This is a genomic window from Nocardia sp. NPDC006044 (assembly GCF_042871115.1).
Lineage (GTDB): Bacteria > Actinomycetota > Actinomycetes > Mycobacteriales > Mycobacteriaceae > Nocardia.
On the sequence record NZ_JBIAID010000001.1, the window covers coordinates 3,371,786 to 3,396,918 of the forward strand.

The following is a 25,133-nucleotide window of genomic DNA, read 5'->3' on the forward strand; positions in this document are numbered from 1 at the left end:
CTACGACCGCTGGACGCGCTACGACCGCTGGACGCGCTACGACCGCTGGACGCGCTACGACCGCTGGACGCGCTACGACCGCTGGACGCGCTACGACCGCTGGACGCGCTACGACCGCTGGACGCGCTACGACCGCTGGACGCGCTACGACGGCTGGACGCGCTACGACGGCTGGACGCGCTACGACGGCTGGACGCGCTACGACAGGGGATCGAGCATGCTCGCATCGGCCTTCGGATTCGGGCGATTTCAGGAGGGCTTGGGAACTCTCGTCACTCCGACGGCGGATTCGGTGAGACTGCCGAGGTACAGCATGCCGTCGTGCTCCACCACTCCGGTGACCATCGCAAAGTTCGTCCCCTCGGTCTGCAGGTCGTGCACCACATTGCCCGCGAAGTCCACGCCCAGCACCCAGACCGTCCGCGCCGGCTTCGGGCGCATCCACTCGGGGAGCGCCCACACCACGCGCCGCAGAATGCCGGGGAGCGGAAGTAGCCGGTCCAGCAACGGGTTTCGTGACGTCGGCAGGGTGATCCAGACCAGACCGTCGCTGCCGAGGCTCATGTTGTCCGGAAAGCCGGGGAGGTTCTCGATGAGGTAGTCGCGGGTGCCTGCCTTCGGCCCCGACAGCCAATAGCGCGAAACCCGATAGCCGCCGGTCTCGGCGACGACCACGCACGAGCGGTCCGGGGCAAGCACCACCCCATTCGCGAAATCCAGTCCGGTGAGCAGCGTTTCGACATTGCCGGCCGGATCGCGCCGGAACAGCCGTCCGGTGCCGGAATGCTCGAGTATGTCGCCCATGTACTCGGCCAGCGAGTAACGGCTCGACGACGACGAGAAGTAGATGGTTCCGTCGGCATCGCGAACAACGTTGCTGGCGAACGGAAGCCGCTCACCGTCGACCTCGTCGACCAGCACCTCCAGCGTCCCGTCCGGGCTCAGCTGCAACAGTCCGCGCTCGAAATCGCAGATCAAGAGGGCGCCGTCCAGATCGGCATGCAGGCCCAGCGGGCGGCCGCCGGTATGCGCGAGTTGACGGACGTCGCCGTTGGATGGATCAATGCTCAGCACCGATCCATCGGCGATCCCGGCGACCAATCGTCCATCCGGTCCGAGCACGACATCCTCGGGGCCGACGCCCGGCAGCTCGAGCCGGGTGAGGGTGGGAAGCGGTGGTGTGCTTCGGGTTTGGCGTGCTCGCGGAGGAGCGGGCGGCGGTGTCCAGCGCCGCGGGTTCATCGTCGTTGTGGGCACGACCAAGCGTAGCGCCGGGATGGTGAACGTCTCGGGGTAACGACGGGGCAGGGGAGTACCGGCGATGCGAGGACTGGTGGAAAGGGTAGGGGTGGGGAGGGGCTGCCGATCGGCGCTCTGATGTGTGGTTCCAGGGCTCGTGTCTGGTCCGAGCAGCCAGGGGTAATCCGGGGGGCAGTCAGCCACAACCGAAGTAAAGACATTGTGTTACGTAGATATGCGCATCTAATTATGCAATTCATCACCACCCGAATCTCCCGAAATACTGTCGTCCCGACCAAAGATTGCATAGAGCAGGGGAGCAATACCGTGGCTCACCGAGCACCGACCAGGTCCTGTTCGCTTGCAATCTTCGGGTGAAGGATGGTGCCGTGCGTGCTACGCAGAGGATGGCACCGTCCTCCACGCGGGGAGACGGCTCAGGAGGCGGCTCGCCGACGCAGCGAGCCCGCCCGCCAAACGTGGCGCCGGTCCGCGCCGCACAAGCCGCCTCCGCCGTCGGAAACCTACGGCTGATGCGTGATCGAGTACCACAGCACCGCGAGGGTGCCGAGCACGAACAGCGGTGACAGGATCCAGGTTTCGAGCTTGTTCCCCGTCCGATCGATGATCGGCACCCGGGTGCGGAGTTTGAACGGCCAGAACAGCCGGCAGCCGCGGTCGGTGAGGCAGTCGCCGATCAAATGCACGAGTGCGCCGAGGCCGACGGAGAACGGCAACCAGACGGGCTTGTCCGAGATCCAGTGGTCCATGGCGAAGGTTCCGGCGACGGCCAGGACCACGATGGTGCCCCACGCCTCGATCCCGTCGCCCGGCGGGCACAGGTGCAGCGCCCGCACCGCGAGCGCCAGGAGGAAGAAGACCAGGCCGAGGGTGAACCAGCGGCCGATCCAGTGCTCACCCGCCCACGTGCCGTAGGAGACGGCGGCGACGAAGGCGAAGGAGTGGGTGGCGTGCCGGTGGCCGCCGGAGATCCAGGAGATCAGTTTGCAGAGGTAGTACGAGACCGGACCGAGCACATGTGCGATCGTTCCTTCCGGATGGTCGGCGTCCGGCAACAATGCCGCACCGGCCGTGAGGAATGTTCCGAGAAGTAGGTCGACGGGGCCGAGATGTCCTGATACACCTTGGATTGTCGGGTAGGTCAAGATCGCGACGGGCAGCGCCGTTGCTGCCCCCGACCAGGCCAAAGCGCCACTGGTCGCATGAGAATGTCCTAGCACCGGTTGAAGGTTAGTTCACCGCAGCATCGTTCAGCGAATGCGTGTTCAGTGATCATGTGCGGCGGGCGAATTGGGGGACAGGCAATCCGTGGCGATCGGGATCGGCTGCGGCGCATACGCGGTGGACACGGTCGGCCGGGGTAGGGGAGCCGCCCGGACGGATTGTGTAGGGTGCGTTGGTGTCTGGCCGGGGAGTGGGAGCAGTAGAGCCTCCGCCGAAGCGATGCTTATCGAGATTTCGAGTACTTACGAGGCGTGGTACTGAGGAACACTGCAATAGAACATTGTGGTACCTAGACGTGCGTATATATGCATATAAAACGCTATTGGTCCGTCACCAACCAAAGATGCCGACGGTAAACAACAAGCAGTAGAGGGGAGGGGGCCAGCCGAACCGGCGCGGATAACCGATAGCGCTCGACCAGCTGCTGGCGGATCACTCGCCGGCCGAGCCGAAGACGATCACCGATCAGTTCTAGGCACCCCGGCATACCCGCCCGGAGCCCAGCTCCTCACCGCACCAACCGGAAGAACGCCCGGACATCCCCGACGAACAACCCGGGCTGCTCGAACGCCGCGAAGTGCCCACCTCGCTCCGGCTCACTCCAGTACCGAATGTCGGTGAACCGCCGCGCCGCCCACCTCCTGGACGGCCGCTGCAACTCCTTCGGAAACACCGAGCACCCGGTCGGCACATCCACGGTGTCGCGCACCGCTCCGGAGATCCACTCATCGACCTGTTCGATGCTCTCCCAGTACAGCCGAGCGGCGGACGCACCCGTACCGGGCAGCCAGTAGAGCATCAGATTGTCGAGGAGCTCGTCCCGGGTGAGCGCGTTCTCCGGATGCCCGTCGCAGTCGGTCCACGCCCGGAACTTCTCGATGATCCACGCGCACAACGCGACAGGGGAGTCGACCAGCCCGTACCCGGCTGTCTGCGGCCGCGTGGCATGCATCCTGGAGTAGCCGGACTCCCACCGTCCCGCCTCGTCGAGCGTGCGCAGCGCCGCTCGTTCCGGCTGGGTGAGGTCATCGAAGGTGTCCGGATCGGGCGGCGCGAGCGGTGGCACGAGGTGGATCCCGACCACATGCCGCGGATCGAGTTGAGCGAGCCGGGTGGACACACTGGTACCCCAATCGCTGCCGGCCGCGCCGTACCGCTCGTACCCGAGCCGCCGCATCAGCACCGCCCACGCCCCAGCGATCCGATCGATACCCCAACCGGGCTCGCTCGGCCGGTCACTGAAGCCGTAACCGGGCAGGGACGGGCACACGAGATGGAACGCGTCGGCGGGATCGCCGCCATGCGCGGCGGGATCGGTCAGCGGCCCGATCACCTTGCCGAACTCGATGATCGATCCCGGCCATCCGTGCGTGAGCACGAGCGGCAGCGCATCGGGTTCCGGCGATCGCACATGCAGGAAGTGGATTCCGAGCCCGTCGATCTCGGTCCGTAGGTTGCCCAGTGCGTTCAACCGTGCCTCGGTCGCTCGCCAGTCGTACTCGTCCGCCCAGTACGCGCAGAGTTCCCGCATATACGTCAGCGGCACTCCCTGCGACCAGTCCTCGACCGTCTCCGGCTCAGCCCACCTGGTGGCCCGCAACCGGGCCCGTAAATCCTCGAGTTCCTGCTCCGGCACCTGAATCCGGAACGGCCGCAACGACTGTCCCGTCACGGCCGAGCGTGCGGATTGACGATGCGATCCAGCGCGTGCAGATCGGATTCGAGCGTATAGAACACCCGCAACGCTCCGAGGAACGCGAACAACCCGCAGACACACAGCGCCACGATCGACGCGATTACTGTCTGCTGCTGATCGGGATTCAGGAACGCCACACCCGCGGCCACCCCGAACAGCGGCACCGAGGCGGCGATCCCGAGGTAGATCCGGCTCCGCCGCGCCAGCCGACGCAGCTGCGCCGACTCGGCGGGGGAGTTGCGCCCCGCGGCCAACAATCCGGGGTAGTACCAGCGAAGCACGAAGAACGTCACCGGGAAGTAGGTGTACACCACCGCGACCGCGGCGGCGACCAGGTGCGAGGAGATCAGGTTGAACAACAGTCCCGCAGACAGGTCCGCGATGTCGTTGAGCTTGATCAGGAACACCACCAACGCCAGCAGCCATCCGGTGAACGCCACCGCCGCGATGCGATCGCTACACGCGAGGGTGTCCGCCCGCGCTTTGGTCAACGTCTCCTCGCTGTACTGCTTGCCCTGCCGCAGTCCGTGTGGAACGAGGAACACCAGCCGGCACCAGTACAGCAGAATCGCGATGCCGACCGGGTATCCGACGGCCGCGGCGATCAACCCCAGCTTGGTCAGCTGCGCCTGTCCGTCGGGCCCGAGTTCGAGGTCGAGCAGTTTGGTGTTGTGTCCCGCGAGATACAGCCCGCCGAGCATCTGCCCGAGCGCGCTGGACAAGGTCACCACCGGCATCGGCCGCATCCGGAGTCGTCCGCGCAGACTGCGTTTCGGCGGGTCGACGAGGTCGCGGGCGGTTCGGTCCAGGGTGAGTTCGAGGTGCTGGGCGAGGTCGGCGCCGGTGGCGTATCGGTCGTCGCGGTCGGGGGACAGGCAGGTCAGCAGCGCGTGCCGCAGAATCTGCGGGCAGTCCGCCGGGGTGCTCGCCTGCACGCGCTCGTCGATCGGTTGGCGGCGCAGTTCGATCATTCTGGTGAGCGAGGTATCGGACTCTCCGATGCCGAGTTCGTCGCTGAAGGGCAGCCGCCCGGTGAGTAACTCCCACAGGACGACCGCGAGCGCGTAGAGATCGCTGCGTGTGTCGAGGTCGGCGGCGGTCGTGGCCATGTTGGGGTGGCAGGCTTCGAGCTGTTCGGGGGACATGTAGGCCAGTGAGCCGCCGAAGTAGGCGACCGGGCTCGCGCCCGGAATGTGCGTGCTGAAGCTGATATTGAAGTCGGCGAGCTTGGGTTGCCCGTCCGCGGTGAGCAGCACGTTGGCCGGTTTGATGTCGCGGTGCAGCACGCCGGCGCGGTTCGCGTAGTCCAGTGCGGTGGCGAGCCGGCTGCCGAGCCAGGCGACGGCCTCGGACCAGCTCAGGCGCGCGAGCTCGGCTCGGGTGGCGGATGGTTGGGGTGTCAGCACTCCGCCGGAGGTGACCGAGGCGTCGACCGCGTCGAGCAGCAACTGCCCGGTCCGGCGCGCGACGGGGGTGCTGCGTACGAGTCGCAGCACGCCGAGCAGCGTGCCTCCCGGGACGTACTGCATGTACATCAGCTTGAGATGCTGCTCCTCGATCTGGCGCTGATCGAAGACTCGCACGATGTGGTCGTGATCGAGCTGGGCCAGTGTCTGCGGTTCGCTTCCGCGGTCTCGCGAGATCTTCACCGCCACAAGGCGTTGCATGGAGCGCTGCCGGGCGAGGAACACCCGCGCGAACGCTCCTTGCCCGAGTGCGATGAGCAGGTCGAAGTCGTCGATGGTGGCGCCGGCGGCGATGGTGTCGAGTGCGTTGACGGCCGTCGGGTCCGAGAGCAGCGTGGTGCGGAAGTTCTCGGCGGCGAGGATGTCGGTGTCGAGCTGGGTGGCCAGCTGGGCCATCTGCGCGGCGAAGTCCTGTTCGTACTCGCTGAGGTCGAGGGCGGGGTCGCCGCCGCGGGTGCGTGCGGTGATTTCCTCGTAGATGAGGTCGGGCGGGAGTGGGGCGGCGTCGAGTTCGGGGAATTGGGCGCGATAGTCGGCGAGGCGTTTGCCGTGGTGGGTCTGCTGCCAGCGATGGTGCAGGTCTACCTTGATCAACTCGATCAGCGCGGTGCGGCGCAGCCCGCCCTCGACCGGCAGGTGCGCGGCCAGGTCCGGTGGCTCAGCCGCGTCCTCCCAAGCACTGTCGAATCCAACAACCAGTCGCGTCAACGCAGTCTGCGTCGCCGCCACCCGGTCCATCTCCATGTGGCCCACCCGATCAAAAATGGCTTCCCGAGCCCCCTCCCGAGAATAAACGATCATCACGGCCGTAGCCGTCGAATTACCTGCTACCGCTAGTTCCGCGGTCGGACATCTGCGCTAGGCGCCACCGACATGATGTGCAACAAAGTGTTGCGTGTATCGGATTGGTCGGTTAGCGTCATGCGCAACAAGTTGTTGCGAATCGGAGGAGCAAGCATGGAACACGGCCAGATCGAACGCACGATGTACGTCGAAGCCACCCCCGAGGTGGTCTACGAGGTGATCAGTAGCCCTGCCCACCTCAAGGAGTGGTGGCCCGACGACGCCGACCTCGAACCGGTCGCCGGCGCCAGCGGCACCCTCACCTTCGGCACCGGGGACGAGCGAGACGTCGTCCCGATCACCGTGGTCGAGGCCGAGCCACACCGGCTGTTCTCCTTTCGCTGGACGCATCCGGCCGACGAAGCCGCGTCCGTCGGCAACTCACTGTTCGTCACCTTCGAACTCGCCCCCTCCGGAGCCGGCACCACGGTCCGGATGATCGAGACCGGATTCCGCGAAAGGGGCTGGGAGATCGCCGTTCTGGAGCAACAGTACAACGACCACGTCTCCGGCTGGGACGCCTATCTGCCGCGCCTGGGCGAGTACGCCGTGCGCCTGGTCGCCAGCCGATGAACGGCGCCGTCGACGACGACCTGTGGTCCGCGATCGGCGACCCGACCCGGCGTCGGATGCTCGACCTGCTCCTGGCCGACGGTGAGGGCACCGCGACCAGCCTCAGCGAGCGGCTACCCGTCACGCGGCAGGCCGTGGCCCGCCATCTCAACGTCCTCGATCGGGTCGGACTGGTACACGGATCGCCGGAGGGCCGGGAGCGGCGCTACCGCGTCGACGACGTCCAACTCGCCCGCGCGGTAGCGCAACTCAACGCGGTCGGCTCGACCTGGGACGCCAGGCTCCAGCGCATCAAGCGGATCGCCGAAGCCATTCAACGCAGCAAACAGCAGTAGGAAGAGAATCGAAAATGGTAGATATTCTGCACCGCGTCGGGGTCAAATCGCAGTCCACCGACGACGTGTACGCGGCGCTCACCTCGGTCGACAAGCTGGCCGGCTGGTAGGCCAGCGACACCAAGGGTGACGCCGGCGCCGGGGGAGTCATCGAGTTCCGTTTCACCGCAGGCGGATTCGACATGAAGGTGGTCGACTTGCAGCCCGGCAAACGGGTGCTGTGGGAGGTCATCGGCGGCCCCGAGGAATGGATCGGCACCCAAGTCGTCTGGGACCTGAAGCGCGAGGACGGCTACACGATCATCCTGTTCAAACACCAGGGCTGGCCGGAGGCCGGCGAGTTCATGCACCATTGCAGCACCAAATGGGCGACCTATCTGCTGAGCCTGAAGCAGCTGGTCGAAACCGGAACGGGTGCACCGGATCCGCACGAGGTCCGGATCGGCAACTGGCTGTGATCGGCCGGTATTTCGCTGGATAACCGTGGGCGACGCCGCCTATGGTGCGCACCATGGAGATTCGGCAGGCCGAGGAGTCCGACTGGCCGCAGATGTGGACGATCATCCACGAGGTGGTGCGCGGGCAGGAGACCTTCACCTACGACCCGGATATGAGTGAGGGGGAGGCGCGAGGTATATGGGTCGAGCGGCCGCCCGGGGTCACGGTGGTTGCCGTCGAAGGCGAACGGGTGCTCGGGACCGCGAAGATGGGTCCCAATCGGGCCGGGCCCGGAGCACATGTGGCGACGGCGAGCTTCATGGTCGCCGTCGACGCGCGGGGAAACGGCGTCGGGACGAAGCTGTGCACCTACGCACTGGACTGGGCGGAGCATCGAGGGTTCGCCGGGATGCAGTTCAATGCGGTAGCGGAAAGTAACAGCACGGCTGTCGAACTGTATCGCCGCCTGGGATTCTCGGTAATCGGTACTGTCCCTGGGGCATTCGAGCATCCGGAGTTGGGTCGCGTGGGTCTGCACGTGATGTATCGACAGTTCTGAGGCCGCCGTTCCGCATCCTGGTCAAGCAATTACGACCGTCGATCAACGTTCGCCCGTGCCACCCGGCTGAGGGGGATCTAGTCTGACGCAGACGGATACGCCGGGGGTCGGGGGGGCGGCCGGTGGAGATCCCTAGATCTCCTTGGATTGACATAATGTTGATTATCGGCGTAGAAACGGGCGTGGAGAATCGGGTCGGTATCGGGCGATTACGTCGGTGTTTGTGGCGTTGCGTGGTGACCCCTCGGCTCTCTCGAGCCGCCGCCTCGTGGGGTTCATGGAGTGCTGGTGTTTGCACGGCGCTGTTGGTTGTCGATCTCCCCTTGGCCGGATTATCTCCGATGTAAATATTCCTGCCGGAGCCTGATTTGAGTGGAAAGTCTTGAGCGGGTTCCAGATTGAGGTTTCGGAGCTTCTCCCCTAGGTCCACCGGCCCTACGTTCAAAACGTCACAGTGACGTTTTGAACGTAGGGCGGTGGACACCCAATTGTGTTGGGTGGCAGCCGCTCTGGCTACATTCCGCCGTTTCCGTAGTAGCCGCCGAGGAGTCTGCGGCGGAGCTTCCGATTTTTCTTTGCGTCCGCGGCGTTCTTGTCGGTCGAGCCGGCGGGTTGCTCATCACGCTTGGTCGTTTTGCGGAAGATGCCCATGATGATCCTTACCCTCGTTGTCGGCCGGTGCTTCTTGCTTGCCAGTGTGGTTCGGGCGCGGGCGGCGTCGCATCGGTCGCGGGAATGGCGGTGGGCTGATTTCGGCGGTGTGAATCTCAGGGTCGAGTCCACCTTCGGGACCAGTTGCAGGGCCAGGCGTTGTTGACTGGCTCTGTTTCCAGATGCCAGTTGTCGGCCATGCTGGGCGGGTGTTGATACGTCGGCTGGTTGCGCTGTATGTCGGGTTGTGGTTCTACGGGTTCTCGATGGCCGTGATGGTGCGGGCCGGGCTCGGGTTGGATCCGTGGGACGTGTTCCATCAGGGTGTGGCGCGGCATGTGCCGCTCAGCTTCGGCACGGTGACGGCGCTGACCGGGATCGCGGTGCTGCTGGCGTGGATTCCGTTGCGGCAGCGGCCCGGTCTGGGCACGGTGAGCAATGTGGTGGTCATCGCGGTGGCGGTCGATGCCGGGCTGTGGTTGTTGCCGGCGTGGGACATGATGGCGGCGCGGATCGGCGCGATGGGTGCGGCCGTGCTGCTCAATGCGATCGCCACGGTGCTCTACATCGGCGCCGGGATGGGTCCGGGTCCGCGTGATGGACTGATGACTGGCCTGGTGCGCCGGACGGGCGTTTCGGTGTGGGTGATAAGGACGTCGATCGAGGTGACGGTGCTGGCGATCGGCTGGGTGCTCGGCGGCAGCGTCGGGATCGGGACGCTGGTCTACGCGTTCGGCATCGGTCCGCTGATTCAGCTCTTCATCCCGCTGGCGAATCGTCATCTGCCCGGCTTCCAAGACAAGGCAGCTGAGCCGGTCGCGGTGGTCGCCGCACCGGTAACGGCCGCACGAGATGACAGCTTGCTCGCACGTGAGTGAGCTTGCCTGAGATCAACGGGACATGGTTGCGGTATTCGTCGAGTAGCGCCACTGCCATGTCCCGTTGATCTTGTATCTACGTGCCCCTTGGCGCGGTGGGCTGCTCCCCCGGCGGTCTAACGGCAAACGGGAACCCTTCCGCAAAACGTCACTGTGACGTTAATGGGTGGTTTGACCCCCGCGTCAGGTTGGGACTTTCTCGTCTTCCAATGATTGTCGGACTTGCTCCCGCAGCTCTGGCCCGTCTTCGTGCTTGTGCACCGAGACGGCGTGCTCGCTGGCGGCCTGTACGACTTCATCCTCTTCGCCGGAGATGGTGAGTGTGCAGTTCGTTTCGCTGGGGAACTTGCGGCAGTCGGCTACTTTCCTCGTCATCGGACGAGCCTCCTGAGAGAGATCAATGGTGGTACTCCTACGGTAGCCCCGTCGGTGATCAGCCATGCCGGATCGCGTCGACAAATCAGGCGGCCCAGCAAATACCTAGAGTTCCCTAGATTCGGCAAGTCGCTCCGGTTCGCCGGCTCGCGGGCGCTTCCGCCACAGCCCGCCCATGATCACCAAGGCGATCACGATCGCACTGTGCAGCACCCACAGCGCCAGCCACGGTCGCAGGAATCCGACTTCGGTGTACTGCCCGCGGTCGCCGACACAGTACATCGAGAAGTTGGTGCTTTGGCCGTCGGAGTCGTGGAAGGTGTCGGAGACGACGATCGGCTCGGTGTAGGGCGCGGCGCAGATCAACGGCGCGGTCAGTTTCGCTTCGCCAGGCCAGATGGCGACGGGCAGCACGGTTCCCAGCATCGCGGTGCCGAACAGGATCGTGCCCAGCATGACGAGGATCTTGCGGGTCCGGCGTGGTGGTTGGTCGTCGGCTTGGTCTGCCGGGTGCGCGTCGGACCGATACTCTTCGCTCATACTCGGTCCATTCGCAGAAATGTTCCGGCACGGTCGAATTCGGCGACCATCGTGGTGCGCGGTGAGGTGACGCTGACGGAGATGCGGACCTCGTCGCCCGTGCGGCTGACGATGGCCGCCGAGACGTGCCCGTCCGTCACGGCGGTGCGGGCGAGCGCGGTGTCGAGGACTTGCTCGAGCCGGAGCAGGCCGGAAACCTCGCCGACGTCGAACATTTCGGAGTCGGGGTGCACGGCGGCTGAGACGTGGACCGGTCTGGGGCCGTGCAGGGTGCGGTTGGCGTAGGTGTAGTCGTCTTGTTGTTCTGGGCGGTTGGGCACCTGGATGCGCAGGTGTACCGCGGAATCCTGGGAGAAGAGATCGTGGTTCTCGCTGCTGAAGCGGGTGACCTGTGGTGGTTGCGCGAGCATGCCCCAGTTGGTGGTGCCGGTTTCGGGCGCAGTGAGCATGATGACGCCGGCGCGGAGGCCGGGTACGCCGAGGCGTTGCCGGAGGGTGTCGAGGGCGGCGGCCGGCAGGGCGGAGACGAGTCCGCCGCCGCGGGCTTGTAGGACCTTTTCGAAGTCGGCGCGGTCGACGGCGCCGATGCAGGCGGTGGTGGTGAGGAGAAGCGCTCCGAGTACGGCCACCAGGCGGGAGCGGCGGTGTGGCATGGGCTGCATCGTATAGCGCCGTGGTGACCGTGGTTGCTCGCGTGAGTGGCGGGGGGATGTTAGGTTTCATCGGCGCTGGTCGTACGTCCAGCTTGGTTCGCTGGTGGAGGCATTGTGAAGACGTCCCGAGCTGTGATCGCGTGCGCGGCATTGAGTGTGCTGCCGTTGACGGCCGCGCCGTCGGCCTTGGCCGCGCCCGGGTTCGGTGAGTATGTGGCGCTGGGTGATTCGTGGGCCGCGGACGCGTCGTTGATTCAGGCGACCGGCGACTTCGTGCCGTTGGGCTGCGCGCAGAGCCAGGGCAGTTACGCCAAGCAGGTGGCGGCCGCGTTGGCAATTCCGGTGTTCCGGGACGCGACGTGTGGTGGCGCCATGACGAAGAATCTGGCCGGGCCGCAGCGCACCCCGTTGGGGGTCAATCCCCCGCAGTTCGACCGTCTCACCGCGTCGACGGATCTGGTGACGCTGGAGATCGGCGGCAACGACGCGGGGCTGGCGGCGGTCGTGCAGCGATGCCTGACCGCGGACGCGTCGGCTGCGCCGTGTGTCGACGGGCTGGTGGTCGGCGGGGTGGATCAGATGTCGCTGAACATCGCCGCCGCCGAACCGAACGTCATCGCGTCGGTTCGTGGAATTCGGGACCGGTCGCCGCACGCCCGGATTCTGCTGCTGGACTACTTCGAGGGAGTCGGCACCGGCCGCGGCTGCTTCCCGACGGTGCCGATCTCCGATGCCGACGCGGATTGGCTCGGCCGCAAGCTGATCGAGCTCAACGCGATGCTGGCGCGCGTTGCCGAGGCGACCGGCGTGGAGTTGGTCGACACGTACTCCACCAGCAGCGGGCACGACGGTTGCCAGCCACCCGGCACCCGCTGGGTCGAGGGCCTGATCCCGTGGTCGAGCAATCCGCCCGGCCCGGCGGTTCCGTTCCACCCCAACCAACTCGGTGCCGACCATCAAGCGCGCAGCGTATTGGCGGCGCTGGACCGGTAACTGGGGCACAGCGATCCTTCGCGTCGGTCTGTACCGCCATGTCGATCGCGAATGGCACTTCGCGCGGGCTTCTGTCGCCACGGAGCGGGTCCCGGATGTCATGGGCCGGCATCACCGATGTCAGGTGCTCGCCGCTGTGATGATGCGGCCAGGCGGGTTGTCGCGCACACCGGCACACGCCGCAGCGGCACTCGAGTCACTGGATTGCCAGTGTGCCCACCGGTGCCCTGTGCGCGAATCGCCCTTCCGCACAGAGGTTTCGGCACCGGGAAAGAATCGGCAGCGCGGGCAGGTTGGCACGCCATGCAATCCGCTTGTCGCCAGGAACGGATGCTCCCCCCGGCCGGCTGTTCCGATGCCGGTTTTATCGAGGCGAGTCATATGGTCGCTATCGGAGATCAACTGGCGACCATATGACTCGCCTCGATGACGCCGCACTCCGCGAACATAGTGGTACCTACGGTTTGCTTGGTAGCCTGTGGCAAGCGAACCGGCAGAAGGTGAAAACCGATGAGTGCTACCACCATTGCCCGGCAGTGCACGCTGTGTGAGGCGCATTGCGGAATTCTGGTCACCGTCGAGGACGCGCAGGTCACGCGGATCGAAGGCAATCCGGATGACGTGCTGTCGCGGGGTTATATCTGCCCGAAGGCGACCGCGATGGGTGGGTTGCATCATGATCCGGACAGGTTGCGCACGCCGATGCGGCGGGTCGGTGACGGGTTCGAGCCGATCGGATGGGACGAGGCGTTCCGGGAGATCGGGCAGCGGTTGCGTGCGGTGCGCGGTGCGTACGGGCCGAGTGCGATCGGCATGTACCTGGGGAACCCGGCGGCGCACAGTTCGTCGGTGATCTACGGGGCGCTGCTGCGCGCGGTGCTGCTGACCCGGAACTTCTTCTCGGCGTCGTCGATCGATCAGTTCCCGCAGGAGTTCGTGGCGTGGCGGATGTTCGGGTCGAATGTGCTGATGCCGGTCATCGATATCGATCGCACCGACCGGCTGGTGATCCTCGGCGCGAATCCCGCGGTGTCGAACGGGTCGATCACCACCATGCCCAATGCCAAGCAGCGCATCAAGGATGTGCGCGGCCGCGGCGGGCAGGTGGTGGTGATCGATCCGCGCCGGACCGAGACGGCGCGGCTGGCCGATCAGCATGTGGCGGTGAGCCCGGGCGGTGACGTCTATCTGCTGCTGGCGATGCTCCACGTCCTGGTGGCCGAAAGCCTCTGTGACGAGAGGGCGATTCGCGCGCAGTGCACCGGGTGGGAGCAGCTGCGTGAGCTGGTCGCCGAGGCGACACCGGAGCAGATGGCGCCGCATGCCGGAGTCGACGCCGACGTCATTCGCGGGCTGGCTCGCGATCATGCCGCTGCGTCGTCGGCGGTGCTGTACGCGCGGATCGGGGTGTGTCAGCAGGTGACGGGCACGCTCACGCATTGGCTGGTGAACACGATCAACGCGGTCACCGGGAATCTGGACCGGGCCGGTGGGCAGATGTTCGCGACGCCGCCGATCGATGCGGCGCGGTTCGCGAAGTATCTGCCGATGGGTTACGGGGCGTGGACCGACCGCTCCGGCGCCTACAAATCGTTTCGCACCGAGCTGCCGGTCGCGGTCCTGGCCGATGAGATCCTGACCGAGGGCGAGGGGCGGATCCGGGCGATGATCACCTACGCCGGCAACCCGGTGCTGTCCACGCCGCAGCGCGGGCGGCTCGGTGCGGCACTAGAGTCGCTGGATTGCTATGTGGCGGTCGACATGTACATCACCGAGACGACGCGGCACGCGGATTTCATCCTGCCGCCGATCTCGCCGCTGGAACGTGAGGACGTCAACATCCTGTTCCCGGTGTTCAGTGTGCGCAACAACCTGCGGTACGACGCGCGGGTGTTCGATCCGCCGGCCGACGGGCTCGAGGATTGGCAGATCATGGCGCGGTTGATCACCGAGATGGTGCCGATGCCGGCTCGCCGGTTCACCGGGCGGGCGCTCAATGCGGTGTTCGGGCAGTTCGGTCCGGTCCGGTTGGCGACGGCGGGGGTGGCTACCGGTCCGTACGGGATGCTGCGGCGTGGGCGTAAGGGGCTCTCGGTCGCGAAGGCGCGTGCGTCGGCCGGTGGTATCGATCTGGGTCCGCTGCGGCCTAGGTTGCGTGCGCTGATCGGGACGAGAGACCGCAAGGTGCACCTGGCGCCCGCGGATTTCCTCGCCGCCGCCCGCACCGTGCTCGGCGACGCCCGCGCGGGCAGCGCGCTCACTACCCCGGCCGACGGCTACGACCTCAAACTCATCGGCCGACGCCACCTGCGCAGCAACAACTCCTGGCTGCACAACGTCCCCGCGATGGTGAAGGGCCGCGACCGCTGCACCGCGCTCATGCACCCCGACGACGCCACCAGCCGCGGGCTCACCCACGGCGAACCGGTCACGGTCACCTCACCCACCGGCTCGATCGTGGTACCCCTGGAAGTCAGTGACGAGATCCGCGCGGGCACGGTCGCCATCCCGCACGGGTGGGGCCATCGCGAACCCGGTGTCGGCTGGACGGTGGCCGCCGCGTTGCCCGGCGCGAATGTCAACCTGTTGCACGACCCGTCACTCACCGACACGTTTTCCGGCAACTCCGCGGTCAACAACACCTGGGTGACGGTCACCCGCGTGCCCGCCGATGCCGGTTCGGCGACAACCGATCACGCGAACGTCGAGGCCCTCCGCTCGCACGGCGCTGACTGACCCGGGGGCCCGGCGGCGTATGCGCCGAACCCTTTCGCGGACCGGATAGATGACCGCCACATCGCAAGCTGATTCGAAATCACCGCGATCATCGAAGCCGCGAAACCACCACGGGCGGCCAGCGCCGAGGATGCCGGCGTGTCACCCCCTCCGCTCGCCGAGCGCTCCTCCCGCCGCCGGGCGGTTACAAAGCCCTACGCCGTCACGACGGTCACTCGATAGCCGATGCGGATCTCGCGGCCGATGTGCGCCGCGCCGCTCAGGTAGAGCCAGCGATCGGTGCCGCCGCGTGGGTCCGGCAGAAACATGGCCTGCACGTGTTCGACCCCGAAGGGGAAGTTGCCCGAGATCGAGGTGGCGATTCCGGTCATCAGCGACGCCTCGGCCAGTAGTTGCGGCTCGGGTGTCGCCGCGGGCAGCGGTGTCGCGGTGGGGATGAAGAACCCGAACTGCTCGGGTGGGGCGCCGGAACCCTGGACCAGCATGCCGGTGACGAACAATCGCGCGATTCCGGTGTGCACCAAGCATTCCGGCGTCAACTGCAACGGTGGAGTCGGCCGCAGCTCGAGTTGGAACGCCATGCGCCGAACTTTACGGTCACCGCACACCCCTGTCCTCACGACGATGCCCCTGCGCCATCAGCGCCGCGTCATCACCGTGGGGGCGCGCCTCGCGCAGCGTCCGATGCGCGTGACCGTGATCGAACGGCGCGGTGGGATGGTGACTACGTGCGACCCTGATCGCCATCGCTCAACACCTGGTTGTCGGCCGAGAATTCGGTTCAGACAGGTTCGGCACACACGACGGCGTACTCGATCGGGCCTGCGTGGTTGCACGCGCAGTGCGACCGCCGCACTCGCGGACCGGGTGAACGAGATGCGCTCGAGCCCTCCGGCCCTCAGATCGCCCATCCAAGCGATCCATATGATCGGCAGCGGCAATTCCGTTTTCACGATCGATCGCAGTCCTCGACGGCCGAGGATGCCATGTTGCGTGTGCGGAAGTTTCGTTCGGTTGACCGATCCGATCCGCCGCATCTGACGGAGAAACCCACCGTCGCAGCTGTATTCGACTCCAGTGTTGCGGTCGGTGCAGACATGCAGCGACTGCCGAATGCTTCTCGAACGATGTTGACGCGCTTGATAATTCACCGTCTGCACCGGCGGTTCCACGTGAATCAGACTCGCCGGGCAAACTGTTCACGTACCCACCGGGCTCCATCCGGTGACCGCTCTCAGCCGCCCGTCCTCTCGCGGTAGCCGGTTTCGATCTTCTCGCGCAGCTGCTTTTCGGTGTGCCGGATCGCCGGTCCGATGAACGCCTGGATCACCCGGTCGAGGGCGCGCCCGGCCAGACCGCCGGGGACTCGGTAGTCGGCGGTGGCGCTGACCTTCGTCCGTTCCGCGCCGACGGCTTCGAAGTCCCAGCGAACAGTGCCTTCGATGCCTTTGATCGCACGCATCGTCACCCGGGAGCCGTCGATCCATTCGATCGTGTCCGCGCGCAGGTTCAGGGTGGTCGGGCCGAGGTGCAGGGCGGTGTCGAAGACCGCGCCGACGCCGGAGGTCTGCTCCCCCACCGGGGTGAAGTGCCGGATGCCGAACATCCACTGCGGCACGTTCCGGTAGTCCGCGACGTAGGCGAACGCGAAGTCCACCGGCGCCGCACACGTCGCACTGTGCTCGACATGCCCCATGAGTACCCCTCTGCAGTCCCTCCCTCGACCCTAGGCCACCGCCGCGATCTTCGCCCCGTCGAATCTGCTGCCGGCCAACCACTTACTTGCACCCAGGCTTCGCGCACGCAGCCGAGTGCGGGAGCCGCGCACGCGATCAGACAGTGAGCACGACCTTGCCCCACAGGTGACCGGCGTCGAGCAGCCGATGCGCATCGGCGACGCGTTCGAAGGGGAACGTCTCCTGCACGTGAACCCGAAGCTTGCCCTGCTCGACGAGCCCGACCAGTCCGCTCAAACCCGCCGGATCCGGGTCGACCGCGACGCCACTGAACCGCATGCCGGCCGCCGCGAACCGGGCGGCGAGCGCCGAATCCTCCTCGGCGACCGCCGTGATCAGATGTCCTCCTGGACGGAGCACCCCGAGTGATCGCTCGGCGGTGCCGCCACCGATCGTGTCCAGCACGACATCGATATCGCGGACCACCTCGGCGAAGTCGACCGCCGTGTAGTCGATCACCTCATCGGCGCCGAACCCCTCGACGAACTCCCGTTTACTCCCGCCGGCGGTCACGATCACGTGCGCGCCCAGCGCTTTCGCGATCTGGATCGCCACATGGCCGACCCCGCCGCCACCGCCATGGATCAGCACACGATCACCCTCGGTCACGCCGCCGAGATCGACCAGGCCCTGCCATGCCGTCAGTCCGACGATCGGCAACGCCGCCGCTTCGACATGCGACAGCGAGGCCGGCTTGCGCACCAGATGCAGGGCAGGCGCCGACACGACCTCGGCATACGCGTTGGCCGCACGGGGGAACAGCGGCATGCCGAACACTTCGTCGCCGGGCCGCAATCGCCAGGTCTGCGGCGCATCGCCGACCACACCGCTGAGGTCCCAGCCGAGGACGAACGGCGGCCGGCCGAGTAACGGGAATTCGCCGGCGCGCAGCCGTGCCTCCAACGGGTTCAGCCCGATCGCCTTGACTCGGACCAGGACTTCGGTCGGAAGAGGTTGAGGCTCAGGGGTGTCCACAATGGTCAGTACTTCGGGATCGCCGAATTCCTGCTGGGTGATGATTCGCATGTCACCGACGCTAGGGATCCGACAGGAACCGGTGGGTACCTTAGGCGGCATGAGCGGTTTCGTTCCCGGCGAGTCCTTCCTCGCCGACTGCCCGGCCCGGCTGGCGGTCGAGCTGATCGCCGACAAGTGGACGGTGGTCGTGCTGGCCGGACTCAGCAAGGGACCGGTCCGCCACGGCGAGCTGATCGAGCTGATCGGCGGCATCTCCCGCAAGGTGCTCACCCAGACCCTGCGGCGGCTCGTATCGCACGGGCTCGTCCGCCGGCACGCCTATGCCGAGGTGCCGCCACGGGTCGAGTACGAGCTCACCACGTTGGGCGCGACACTGATCGAGCCGATCCACGTACTCACCGAGTGGTCCAGGGCACACGCCGACGCGGTCCTCGACGCTCATTCGGCGCTGCTCGCCCAGCACGACTGAACCGATCACGAACCGCGAAGACCCGGCCGATAGGGTCGGGTGGTGACGTGGACGGTGGGTTTCGACCTGGATATGACGCTGATCGACTCGCGACCGGGCGTCAGCCGGGCCATCGACCTGCTGGCCGCGGAGTTCGAGGTGCCGGTGCGTGGCGTGGATTTCGCCGCCCGGCTCGGGCCGCCGCTGGCCACGATGCTGGCCGAGGCGGGGGCGCCGCAGGAGTTGGTGCCGGCGATGGTCCTGCGATATCGGCAGCTGTATCCGGGCATCGTGTCGAGCATTCCCGCGATGCCGGGTGCGGACGACGCGCTGGCCGCGATCGAGGAACGCGGTGGGCGGGTGCTGGTGGTGACCGGTAAGCACGAGCCGCTCGCGCAGTTGCACATCGATGAACTCGGTTGGCGGATAGACCGTCTCGCCGGTGATCTGTGGTCCGCGGACAAGGCCACGGTGCTGAAACAGGAGCGGGCCGGCATCTACGTCGGCGATCATGTCGGTGACATGCGTGGCGCGCGAGCGGCGGGTGTCCTGGCGGTCGGAGTCGTGACCGGGCCTTGCGATGCCGAGGAACTGCGCGCCGCGGGTGCCGACGTGATCCTCGCCGACCTCACCGAGTTCCCGCAGTGGCTCGGCGCCGAACTCGGCCCGGTCGCGGACGCGGGCTGAGCGGCACAGCGGGCTGAGCGGCACATCCGCGCCCCCGATGACCGGCATCGACGGCAAGGGGCACATCGGCGCCTCCGCCCCGAATCCTCCCGTGGTCGAACCACTTTCGCCGCGCCACGACCTCGAAGACTTGCACCGTGAGTTTCCGCGTCGCTAGCCTGCACACCAGCCGGTCGCGCCCGCCGCGCGTTCTGAGAGGAGAACGAATCCATGGACCGTTTCACCGACAAGGTTGCCGTGGTAACCGGGGCGGCGCAGGGCATCGGCGCGGCCACCGCACTGAAGTTCGCGGTCGAGGGAGCCCGGGTCGCGGTGCTCGACCGCAACACCCCCGACGCCACCCTCGAACAGATCAGCCGCGCCGGCGGCACCGCGCGCGGTTACGTCTGCGACGTCACCGACCGTGACTCGGTGCAGTCGGTCTTCGAGCAGCTCGCCGCCGAACTCGGCGACCCGCAGATCCTGGTCAACAACGCCGGCATCACCCGCGACAACCTGTTCTTCAAACTGTCCGACGACGACTGGAACGCCGTGCTGTCGGTCAACCTGACCGGCGTCTATCACTGCTCGCAGGCCGCGCAGAAGTACATGGTCGCCCAGCGCTACGGCAAGATCGTGTCCCTGTCGAGCCGGTCGGCTCTCGGCAACCGCGGCCAAGCCAACTACGCCGCCGCCAAAGCCGGCATCCAAGGCCTGACCGCCACCCTCGCCATCGAACTCGGTCAATACAACATCAACGTCAACGCCGTCGCCCCCGGCTACATCGCCACCGCCATGACCGACGCCACCGCCGAACGCGTCGGCATGTCCCCCGAAGACCTGCAACACTCCGTCGCCGAACGCACCCCCCTCGGCCGCGTCGGCCAACCCGACGAGGTCGCCGCCGTCATCGCCTTCCTCGCCAGCGACGAAGCCTCCTACGTCAGCGGCCAAACCCTCTACGTCAACGGCGGCGCCCGCTGAATCGAAGGCGAACTCGCCCAGCTCGGCCCGACCGGCTACCGGCCACTGCGAGTACGAGACACCCTGTGCTGACCGATCTGCCTGCCCGACCGTCCACATAGAAGAGTTGCGTACTGAGAACCGACACGGCTCGAGTTCCCAGCCGGGGACGGCTTGTGTCATTTCGGTCTCGTGGGGTTCGTGCCTAGTGCGATAATGATTTCCTTCGGGCCGGATCTGTTACGGCTCATCGGTCGCCTAGGCGGCGGTTCTCTGTGAAATACGGTCTTTCGGTGTCACCAGTTTGTCCCTGACAGTGGCTGAACTCGGAGGTATCGGTGATGGCGGCGCAGTACACCATGGTGTCCGGTGTCGGTCGTAGCGATCGTGATCGGGCGATCATCGACTCGGGGGAGTCGATCATATTCGGTTTATCGACCTTCAACGGCTGGTTCACCGCCCCGGTCATCCGGGGCTGTATCTATTGGGCGGTCAAGCATTTCGAGCACGTCTACGCGCTGCTTCCCGGTCCGGAGGCGGCGCTGCGTTTCACCTCGGCCGGTATGCCCGCACGCCGGGCTGTCGGCAAGGTGATCAAAGCGGTGCACGAGCATCGTCGAGTCGCGCGCAGCGCGCTCATGGATGCCGGCTATCGCGATCCGGACCAGAATGTGCTGGTGTGGACCCGGTTCGCGGGCAATGCCAGGTACACCGAACTGCGCTCGGGGTTCGACCGGGCCCTCACCGAAACTCCGGCGTTGCGCACGGTGACCCGGCAGGTGCTCGCCCAGGTGCTGGCGAACGAATTCCCCCATGGCGCACCGGATTACGCCATCGACGCCAACACCCCCTACATCAGTGCCGAGGCTCCCTTGTTCATCGACGGCGCGGCAGTGCTGGGCCACTCCAGTCTCACCTTCGCCTACCCGCGCCCGTTCCCGGTCTACGACCTGCTCGAATCCGGAGCGGTGCCGAGCCTTGCGCTGTCGTCGCATCAGGGCTTCGCATTGCTGAGCGTCCAAGACGGAGAAGGGAATCCGCGATGACATCACTGACCGAGGTGGTACCGCTGCCCGATGTCGTGTCGATGCCGCAGCCTTTGGGCCCGAATGGGCAGGAGCCGCCACTGTACGCCCGGCTCCGTAGGGAGAGACCGGTCGCCCGAGTCGCCTTTCCCAGTGGTGTGCAGGCCTGGATGCTGACCAAGCACGCCGACATCACCGCGATTGCCACCGACAAGCGGTTCTCCCGCAACTTCACCGACCCGTCGGTGCCCCGCTTCGCCGGGGAGAACTTCAACACCGTGGTCGGCGGCATTTTCAATCTCGATCCACCCGAGCACGGCCGCATCCGGCACGTGGTCGCGCCCTTCTTCGCACCGGCGGCCGCCGCCGCGCTGCAACCACGCATCGCCGCGCACGCCGAGCGGTTGATCACCCAGATGGAATCCGCGCGCGCCGCATCGGGCAGCCCGGTGATCGACCTGCTAGCTCATTACGGCATGCCCTTGGGATTGAACATGGCGTGCGAGCTGATGGGTGTGCCGATGCGGCAGCGGGTCCGGATCGTCCCGGATCTGCTCGTGCAAGCCAACTGGGGCGAGGAATCGATCATCATCAACGCCTCCACCGACCGCCTCATGGCCTTCACCGACGAGGTCATCACCGCGGTCCGGACCGAAGGCGGCGCTCCGGACGCCGACCCGATCCGCGCACTGATCCACGCACACACCGAGGGCAAGATCAGCGCCCAGGAACTGCGTGCAACCACCATGTACCTGTTCCTCACCTCGGCCGAGCCGGTCGCCGGCCCGACCGCGGTCGGCGTCTACACGCTGCTGGGGCATCGAAACATGCTGCAACAGTTGCTCGCCCGCGACACCGACGACGACTGGGATCGAGCAGTCTGGGAGTTACTGCGCCGCCACCACAACGGCACGATGTCGGTGCCCCGCCTGGCGCTCGAGGATGTCGAGTTGCATGGCGTAGTGATCCGCAAAGGCGAATCGGTCGTCACTCCCTGGATCGCCGCATCCTGTGACCCGGAGCGATTCAAAACACCGGCGGAATACCTGCTCAACCGCAGTGAACAGGAAGACCCCAGGGTGTCCTTCGGTCACGGACCGCACTTCTGCCTGGGCTCACATATCGCCCGCATGCACCTGCGCACCGCACTGCGGACCCTGTGGCGGCGAATCCCCACCCTGATGCTCGCGGTGCGCCCCGAGGACATCGCCTGGGAACCACCCGAGGTGCTCTTCGCACGACCCGTCGAACTCCCGGTCACCTGGTAGGAAAGCAGGAATCGTCATGACCGTCACCGACCCTCGCTTCAACCCACTGCAATTCGACCAGCAGGTCACCGGCTACGAAACCACGACCGAACAACCCCTTCGCCGACACCTCGAAGAACCGACCTTACGGACCGTCGCGGGCGACCTCACCGGAAACATCGTCATCGAACTCGGCTGCGGCCCCGGCATCTACACACGCCGGCTGCGTGACTGGGGAGCCGAACGCGTCATCGGCGCCGACATCTCCCCGGAGATGATCGCGCGCGCACAACAGATCGAAACCGCCGAACAACGCGGCGGACTCGACTACATCGTGCGCGACCTCACCCAACCCTGTGAATGCGAAGCACGCTTCGACCATCTCATCGGTCATGTCGATCTCGCGTTCTCGGTCTACGCACTGTGCTACGCGTCCACTCTAGATGGCCTGATCGCCATGTGCCGCAACGCCTCCGCCGACTTACGACCGGGCGGGCGGCTCATCGCCGCGGTCGCCAACCCCGGTTACGCCGACGAACGCGACAATCCTCGCTGGTACGCCCACTACGGCTTCCAACTCACCGCACCCGGGCCGGTCACCGACGGCACGCCGCTGCACATGACCGTCCTGTCCACCGAGACCACACCCGAGATCCACATGACCGCCTTCTGGTGGTCGGCCGAAACCTATGAATACGCCCTGAAACAGACTGGATTCACCGACATCACCTGGCAGGACTACACCGTCGACGCCGAGGGAATCAGCCGATACGGCACCGAGCACTGGAGCAACTACCTCGCGCGCCCACACGCCCGCATCATCCAAGCACGGCGATCAGCAACAGCGAAATAGCCTCCGCACGAGCAAACCGATGAACCTGCTCCAGCCCGGCGGTCAAGAACCGTGCGATCGACCAGCCAGCCGTCTCACCTCACCAGGGCAGCGGACCTTCGCGGTCGAAGTAGCCGCCGGTGGGGCCGTCGGCGCCGATCGTGGCGAGGTGGATGATCGCGTCGGTGCCTTCGGTGAGGTTTTGATAGCCGGTGTGGGCGTTGAAATCGGTTGCGGTGTAACCGGGGTCGGCGGCGTTGACCTTGATACCGGGCAGGGCGCGCGCGTACTGCGAGGTGATCATGTTCAGGGCCGACTTGGATGAGGTGTAGGGCAGGTTCACCAGGGTGGATTCGAGGCGGTCGGGGTCGGAGGTGATGGTCAGCGAACCCATTCCGCTCGACACCATCACGATGCGTGGCTGCTCGGCGGCGCGCAGCAGCGGCAGGAACGCGTGGGTCACCTGGACCGGCGCGAAGACGTTGGTCTCGTAGACCGCACGCAAGTGTGCTGCCTGGATCTGCTCCGGTGTCTCGGCGAACCCGCCGGAGATGCCGGCGTTGTTGATCAGCACATCCAACCGCCCCGCGGTCTGCCCGATCGTGCCGACCGCCGCGGTGATCGAGTCGAGGGAGGTGACGTCGAGGTGCACGAATTCGACGTTCAACCCCTGCTCGACGAACTCGGCCACCGCCTGCTTGCCCCGGTCGGCGTCGCGGGCGCCCAGAAAGACCTGCCAGCCGAGTTCGCCGAGCCTGCGCACCGTTTCGTGGCCGAGTCCCTTGTTGGCTCCGGTCACCAGAGCCGTTGTCGTTGCGTTCATGCCTTCCAGCCTCGGCGGTCTGCGGGGGCGCGGGAAGGGTCGGCATGTCCTGGGACCGGTGGTACCACCCCCGGCCCGCGCGGGTGCGCGATGATCGAGGGATGGACCGTTCGGAACTCGCGGCGCTGCTGCGTCAAGCACGCACCCGGATACAGCCGCGCGATGTCGGGCTGCCCGCCGGTCCGCGTCGGCAGGTGCCCGGACTGCGCCGCGAGGAAGTCGCCCAGTTGGCCGGGGTCAGCGTGGACTACATCGTTCGCCTCGAACAGGGACGCGGCCCGCATCCCTCGACCGCCGTGCTTTCCGCCCTGTCCCGCGCGCTGCGCCTCAACGACGACGACCGCGACCTGCTGTTCCGGCTCGCCGACGCCACGCCACCGCAAGCAGGCCGGATCGCGCTGACCGTGCGCCCGAGCGTGCTGCGCCTGCTCGACCGCATGTCCGACCTGCCCGCGCTGGTGATGTCGGCCAAAGGTGATGTGCTGGCCTGGAATTCGATGGCGACCGCCCTGCTCGGCGACTTCTCCGCCTGGCCGCCGACCCGCCGCAACATCATCTGGCAATGCTTCCTCGGCGAAGAAGCCGGCCGGGTGCGATTCAACCCCGAGGAGTTCCGGATGGTCGCCGCCTACGGTGTCGGCACCCTGCGCAGCGCCAAGGCGCGCTACCCCGCCGACCCCGACCTGGACCGGTTGATCGCCGAACTACGTTCCGGCAGTAGCGATTTCGAGCAACTATGGAACGAACGCCCGTCCGCGCAATGGCGCAGCGCCACCAAAACCATCGCACACCCCGAACTGGGCCTGCTCGTCCTGGAATGCGACACCCTGCTGGTGCCCGACGCCGACCAATCCGTCGTCGTCTACTCCGCGGCCCCCGACACCCCCGCGGCCTCCGCCCTGGACCTGCTCCGCGTCACCGGCACCCAGCAATTCAGCGACCACCCCTGACCACGAACACCACCCGGCCGCACCGCTCGCATGCGGGGCACCCGTCGGCCATCTGCGAGCGGGGGGCGCACACCGGCCATACCTTCGAGATCATTGCCTCGACCGGCGTAGTGGCCGCGGCGCTGGGCTAGTGATCAGTCCTTCGAGCGGACCGCGTACCGGCAGCCGCGACCATCCGAGCGCGAAAGCTGTCGCGAGGGGCGGGGGCTCTCCTTATTCGACCGCGTCGCACTTCAACCTCGCTG

General features: G+C 66.4%; 26 protein-coding genes and 1 pseudogene. 14 read left to right on the top strand and 13 right to left on the bottom strand.

The features are described 5' to 3' along the window. Window positions 1–249: 249 nt before the first annotated feature. The 4 genes from ACFYO1_RS15340 to ACFYO1_RS15355 form a co-directional block, all read right to left on the bottom strand. Window positions 250–1,257: an SMP-30/gluconolactonase/LRE family protein gene (locus ACFYO1_RS15340; RefSeq protein WP_387230938.1), complete on the bottom strand. Its 1,008-nt coding sequence runs from the start codon at window positions 1,255–1,257 to the stop codon at window positions 250–252. 506 nt (window positions 1,258–1,763) lie between these two features. Next, window positions 1,764–2,480: a metal-dependent hydrolase gene (locus ACFYO1_RS15345; protein WP_387230940.1), complete on the bottom strand. Its 717-nt coding sequence runs from the start codon at window positions 2,478–2,480 to the stop codon at window positions 1,764–1,766. A gap of 512 nt (window positions 2,481–2,992) precedes the next feature. Then, window positions 2,993–4,141, bottom strand: a complete 1,149-nt coding sequence (locus tag ACFYO1_RS15350; RefSeq protein ID WP_387231884.1) for an epoxide hydrolase family protein — start codon at window positions 4,139–4,141, stop codon at window positions 2,993–2,995. Window positions 4,142–4,152: 11 nt separating this feature from the next. Next, the gene (locus ACFYO1_RS15355) at window positions 4,153–6,390 is read right to left on the bottom strand and encodes a serine/threonine-protein kinase (RefSeq protein ID WP_387230942.1); all 2,238 of its coding nucleotides are present in this window, start codon (window positions 6,388–6,390) and stop codon (window positions 4,153–4,155) included. Between the two features lie 213 nt (window positions 6,391–6,603). Here ACFYO1_RS15355 and ACFYO1_RS15360 point away from each other — a divergent pair, with 213 nt between their 5' ends. The 4 genes and pseudogenes from ACFYO1_RS15360 (at window position 6,604) to ACFYO1_RS15375 (ending at window position 8,394) form a co-directional block, all read left to right on the top strand. Continuing rightward, window positions 6,604–7,062, top strand: coding sequence for an SRPBCC domain-containing protein (locus tag ACFYO1_RS15360; protein WP_387230944.1), 459 nt, complete (start codon window positions 6,604–6,606; stop codon window positions 7,060–7,062). Then, window positions 7,059–7,397 (top strand): ArsR/SmtB family transcription factor, encoded by a 339-nt coding sequence (locus ACFYO1_RS15365; protein WP_387230946.1) that lies wholly within the window; start codon window positions 7,059–7,061, stop codon window positions 7,395–7,397. Before ACFYO1_RS15360 ends, ACFYO1_RS15365 begins: the two co-directional genes overlap by 4 nt. A gap of 137 nt (window positions 7,398–7,534) precedes the next feature. Beyond that, window positions 7,535–7,855 (top strand): annotated as a pseudogene (locus ACFYO1_RS15370) (SRPBCC domain-containing protein); the annotation flags it as partial. Between the two features lie 53 nt (window positions 7,856–7,908). Then, window positions 7,909–8,394 carry a GNAT family N-acetyltransferase gene (locus tag ACFYO1_RS15375; RefSeq protein ID WP_387230948.1) on the top strand — a complete coding sequence of 162 codons (486 nt, stop codon included), beginning with the start codon at window positions 7,909–7,911 and terminating at the stop codon, window positions 8,392–8,394. 513 nt (window positions 8,395–8,907) lie between these two features. Here ACFYO1_RS15375 and ACFYO1_RS15380 read toward each other — a convergent pair. Then, a complete protein-coding gene (locus ACFYO1_RS15380) occupies window positions 8,908–9,045 on the bottom strand; it encodes a hypothetical protein (protein WP_387230950.1) in 138 nt (45 codons plus the stop codon). 209 nt (window positions 9,046–9,254) lie between these two features. Here ACFYO1_RS15380 and ACFYO1_RS15385 point away from each other — a divergent pair, with 209 nt between their 5' ends. Then, on the top strand, window positions 9,255–9,923 hold the full coding sequence (locus tag ACFYO1_RS15385) for a YitT family protein (protein WP_387230952.1): 669 nt from the start codon (window positions 9,255–9,257) through the stop codon (window positions 9,921–9,923). Window positions 9,924–10,106: 183 nt separating this feature from the next. Here the strand turns inward: ACFYO1_RS15385 and ACFYO1_RS15390 are convergent, their stop codons facing one another. The 3 genes from ACFYO1_RS15390 to ACFYO1_RS15400 all read right to left on the bottom strand — a co-directional run bounded on the left by ACFYO1_RS15390 (window position 10,107) and on the right by ACFYO1_RS15400 (window position 11,491). Further along, window positions 10,107–10,298, bottom strand: a complete 192-nt coding sequence (locus ACFYO1_RS15390; protein ID WP_387230953.1) for a DUF1059 domain-containing protein — start codon at window positions 10,296–10,298, stop codon at window positions 10,107–10,109. Between the two features lie 105 nt (window positions 10,299–10,403). Next, the gene (locus tag ACFYO1_RS15395) at window positions 10,404–10,838 is read right to left on the bottom strand and encodes a hypothetical protein (protein ID WP_387230954.1); all 435 of its coding nucleotides are present in this window, start codon (window positions 10,836–10,838) and stop codon (window positions 10,404–10,406) included. After that, on the bottom strand, window positions 10,835–11,491 hold the full coding sequence (locus ACFYO1_RS15400; RefSeq protein WP_387230956.1) for a hypothetical protein: 657 nt from the start codon (window positions 11,489–11,491) through the stop codon (window positions 10,835–10,837). Before ACFYO1_RS15400 ends, ACFYO1_RS15395 begins: the two co-directional genes overlap by 4 nt. 114 nt (window positions 11,492–11,605) lie before the next feature. Here ACFYO1_RS15400 and ACFYO1_RS15405 point away from each other — a divergent pair, with 114 nt between their 5' ends. Both ACFYO1_RS15405 and ACFYO1_RS15410 read left to right on the top strand, forming a co-directional pair. Then, window positions 11,606–12,484: an SGNH/GDSL hydrolase family protein gene (locus ACFYO1_RS15405; RefSeq protein ID WP_387230958.1), complete on the top strand. Its 879-nt coding sequence runs from the start codon at window positions 11,606–11,608 to the stop codon at window positions 12,482–12,484. A 510-nt stretch (window positions 12,485–12,994) separates the two neighbouring features. Then, a complete protein-coding gene (locus tag ACFYO1_RS15410; RefSeq protein ID WP_387230960.1) occupies window positions 12,995–15,220 on the top strand; it encodes a molybdopterin oxidoreductase family protein in 2,226 nt (741 codons plus the stop codon). 194 nt (window positions 15,221–15,414) lie between these two features. Here ACFYO1_RS15410 and ACFYO1_RS15415 read toward each other — a convergent pair whose 3' ends face one another. From ACFYO1_RS15415 to ACFYO1_RS15430, 4 genes are all read right to left on the bottom strand, one after another. Beyond that, on the bottom strand, window positions 15,415–15,801 hold the full coding sequence (locus ACFYO1_RS15415; protein ID WP_387230962.1) for a hypothetical protein: 387 nt from the start codon (window positions 15,799–15,801) through the stop codon (window positions 15,415–15,417). 16 nt (window positions 15,802–15,817) lie between these two features. Further along, on the bottom strand, window positions 15,818–15,967 hold the full coding sequence (locus ACFYO1_RS15420) for a hypothetical protein (RefSeq protein ID WP_387230964.1): 150 nt from the start codon (window positions 15,965–15,967) through the stop codon (window positions 15,818–15,820). Between the two features lie 487 nt (window positions 15,968–16,454). Next, window positions 16,455–16,916: an SRPBCC family protein gene (locus ACFYO1_RS15425; protein ID WP_387230966.1), complete on the bottom strand. Its 462-nt coding sequence runs from the start codon at window positions 16,914–16,916 to the stop codon at window positions 16,455–16,457. A 136-nt stretch (window positions 16,917–17,052) separates the two neighbouring features. Next, window positions 17,053–17,982, bottom strand: coding sequence for an NADP-dependent oxidoreductase (locus tag ACFYO1_RS15430; protein WP_387230968.1), 930 nt, complete (start codon window positions 17,980–17,982; stop codon window positions 17,053–17,055). Window positions 17,983–18,031: 49 nt separating this feature from the next. On the opposite strand from ACFYO1_RS15430, the gene ACFYO1_RS15435 reads away from it, so the two are divergent. From ACFYO1_RS15435 to ACFYO1_RS15460, 6 genes are all read left to right on the top strand, one after another. Continuing rightward, the gene (locus ACFYO1_RS15435; RefSeq protein ID WP_387230970.1) at window positions 18,032–18,403 is read left to right on the top strand and encodes a winged helix-turn-helix transcriptional regulator; all 372 of its coding nucleotides are present in this window, start codon (window positions 18,032–18,034) and stop codon (window positions 18,401–18,403) included. A 42-nt stretch (window positions 18,404–18,445) separates the two neighbouring features. Next, entirely contained in the window at window positions 18,446–19,069 is a 624-nt protein-coding gene (locus ACFYO1_RS15440) for an HAD family hydrolase (protein WP_387230972.1), read from the top strand. Between the two features lie 210 nt (window positions 19,070–19,279). Beyond that, window positions 19,280–20,032, top strand: coding sequence for a 3-oxoacyl-ACP reductase FabG (fabG, locus tag ACFYO1_RS15445; RefSeq protein WP_387230974.1), 753 nt, complete (start codon window positions 19,280–19,282; stop codon window positions 20,030–20,032). A gap of 320 nt (window positions 20,033–20,352) precedes the next feature. Further along, window positions 20,353–21,057: a tRNA-dependent cyclodipeptide synthase gene (locus ACFYO1_RS15450; protein ID WP_387230976.1), complete on the top strand. Its 705-nt coding sequence runs from the start codon at window positions 20,353–20,355 to the stop codon at window positions 21,055–21,057. Beyond that, window positions 21,054–22,304, top strand: a complete 1,251-nt coding sequence (locus ACFYO1_RS15455) for a cytochrome P450 (protein ID WP_387230978.1) — start codon at window positions 21,054–21,056, stop codon at window positions 22,302–22,304. The genes ACFYO1_RS15450 and ACFYO1_RS15455 overlap by 4 nt, the downstream gene beginning before the upstream one ends. Before the next feature lie 16 nt (window positions 22,305–22,320). Beyond that, a complete protein-coding gene (locus ACFYO1_RS15460; RefSeq protein ID WP_387230980.1) occupies window positions 22,321–23,136 on the top strand; it encodes a class I SAM-dependent methyltransferase in 816 nt (271 codons plus the stop codon). 79 nt (window positions 23,137–23,215) lie between these two features. On the opposite strand, the gene ACFYO1_RS15465 is transcribed toward ACFYO1_RS15460, so the two are convergent. Further along, entirely contained in the window at window positions 23,216–23,938 is a 723-nt protein-coding gene (locus tag ACFYO1_RS15465) for an SDR family oxidoreductase (protein WP_387230982.1), read from the bottom strand. A gap of 101 nt (window positions 23,939–24,039) precedes the next feature. Here ACFYO1_RS15465 and ACFYO1_RS15470 point away from each other — a divergent pair, with 101 nt between their 5' ends. Further along, complete coding sequence (locus tag ACFYO1_RS15470) at window positions 24,040–24,888, top strand: helix-turn-helix transcriptional regulator (protein ID WP_387230984.1); 849 nt, start codon at window positions 24,040–24,042, stop codon at window positions 24,886–24,888. Window positions 24,889–25,133: the final 245 nt, after the last annotated feature.

What these genes read in the sequence shown, in the direction of transcription:
- ACFYO1_RS15355 (WP_387230942.1), bottom strand. Translation starts at nt 6,390, where the DNA reads ATGGAGATGGACCGGGTGGCGGCGACGCAGACTGCGTTGACGCGACTG.
- ACFYO1_RS15360 (WP_387230944.1), top strand. Translation starts at nt 6,604, where the DNA reads ATGGAACACGGCCAGATCGAACGCACGATGTACGTCGAAGCCACCCCC.
- ACFYO1_RS15365 (WP_387230946.1), top strand. Translation starts at nt 7,059, where the DNA reads ATGAACGGCGCCGTCGACGACGACCTGTGGTCCGCGATCGGCGACCCG.
- ACFYO1_RS15375 (WP_387230948.1), top strand. Translation starts at nt 7,909, where the DNA reads ATGGAGATTCGGCAGGCCGAGGAGTCCGACTGGCCGCAGATGTGGACG.
- ACFYO1_RS15380 (WP_387230950.1), bottom strand. Translation starts at nt 9,045, where the DNA reads ATGGGCATCTTCCGCAAAACGACCAAGCGTGATGAGCAACCCGCCGGC.
- ACFYO1_RS15390 (WP_387230953.1), bottom strand. Translation starts at nt 10,298, where the DNA reads ATGACGAGGAAAGTAGCCGACTGCCGCAAGTTCCCCAGCGAAACGAAC.
- ACFYO1_RS15395 (WP_387230954.1), bottom strand. Translation starts at nt 10,838, where the DNA reads ATGAGCGAAGAGTATCGGTCCGACGCGCACCCGGCAGACCAAGCCGAC.
- ACFYO1_RS15400 (WP_387230956.1), bottom strand. Translation starts at nt 11,491, where the DNA reads ATGCCACACCGCCGCTCCCGCCTGGTGGCCGTACTCGGAGCGCTTCTC.
- ACFYO1_RS15410 (WP_387230960.1), top strand. Translation starts at nt 12,995, where the DNA reads ATGAGTGCTACCACCATTGCCCGGCAGTGCACGCTGTGTGAGGCGCAT.
- ACFYO1_RS15415 (WP_387230962.1), bottom strand. Translation starts at nt 15,801, where the DNA reads ATGGCGTTCCAACTCGAGCTGCGGCCGACTCCACCGTTGCAGTTGACG.
- ACFYO1_RS15420 (WP_387230964.1), bottom strand. Translation starts at nt 15,967, where the DNA reads ATGGCGATCAGGGTCGCACGTAGTCACCATCCCACCGCGCCGTTCGAT.
- ACFYO1_RS15425 (WP_387230966.1), bottom strand. Translation starts at nt 16,916, where the DNA reads ATGGGGCATGTCGAGCACAGTGCGACGTGTGCGGCGCCGGTGGACTTC.
- ACFYO1_RS15430 (WP_387230968.1), bottom strand. Translation starts at nt 17,982, where the DNA reads ATGCGAATCATCACCCAGCAGGAATTCGGCGATCCCGAAGTACTGACC.
- ACFYO1_RS15435 (WP_387230970.1), top strand. Translation starts at nt 18,032, where the DNA reads ATGAGCGGTTTCGTTCCCGGCGAGTCCTTCCTCGCCGACTGCCCGGCC.
- fabG (WP_387230974.1), top strand. Translation starts at nt 19,280, where the DNA reads ATGGACCGTTTCACCGACAAGGTTGCCGTGGTAACCGGGGCGGCGCAG.
- ACFYO1_RS15450 (WP_387230976.1), top strand. Translation starts at nt 20,353, where the DNA reads ATGGCGGCGCAGTACACCATGGTGTCCGGTGTCGGTCGTAGCGATCGT.
- ACFYO1_RS15455 (WP_387230978.1), top strand. Translation starts at nt 21,054, where the DNA reads ATGACATCACTGACCGAGGTGGTACCGCTGCCCGATGTCGTGTCGATG.
- ACFYO1_RS15460 (WP_387230980.1), top strand. Translation starts at nt 22,321, where the DNA reads ATGACCGTCACCGACCCTCGCTTCAACCCACTGCAATTCGACCAGCAG.
- ACFYO1_RS15465 (WP_387230982.1), bottom strand. Translation starts at nt 23,938, where the DNA reads ATGAACGCAACGACAACGGCTCTGGTGACCGGAGCCAACAAGGGACTC.
- ACFYO1_RS15470 (WP_387230984.1), top strand. Translation starts at nt 24,040, where the DNA reads ATGGACCGTTCGGAACTCGCGGCGCTGCTGCGTCAAGCACGCACCCGG.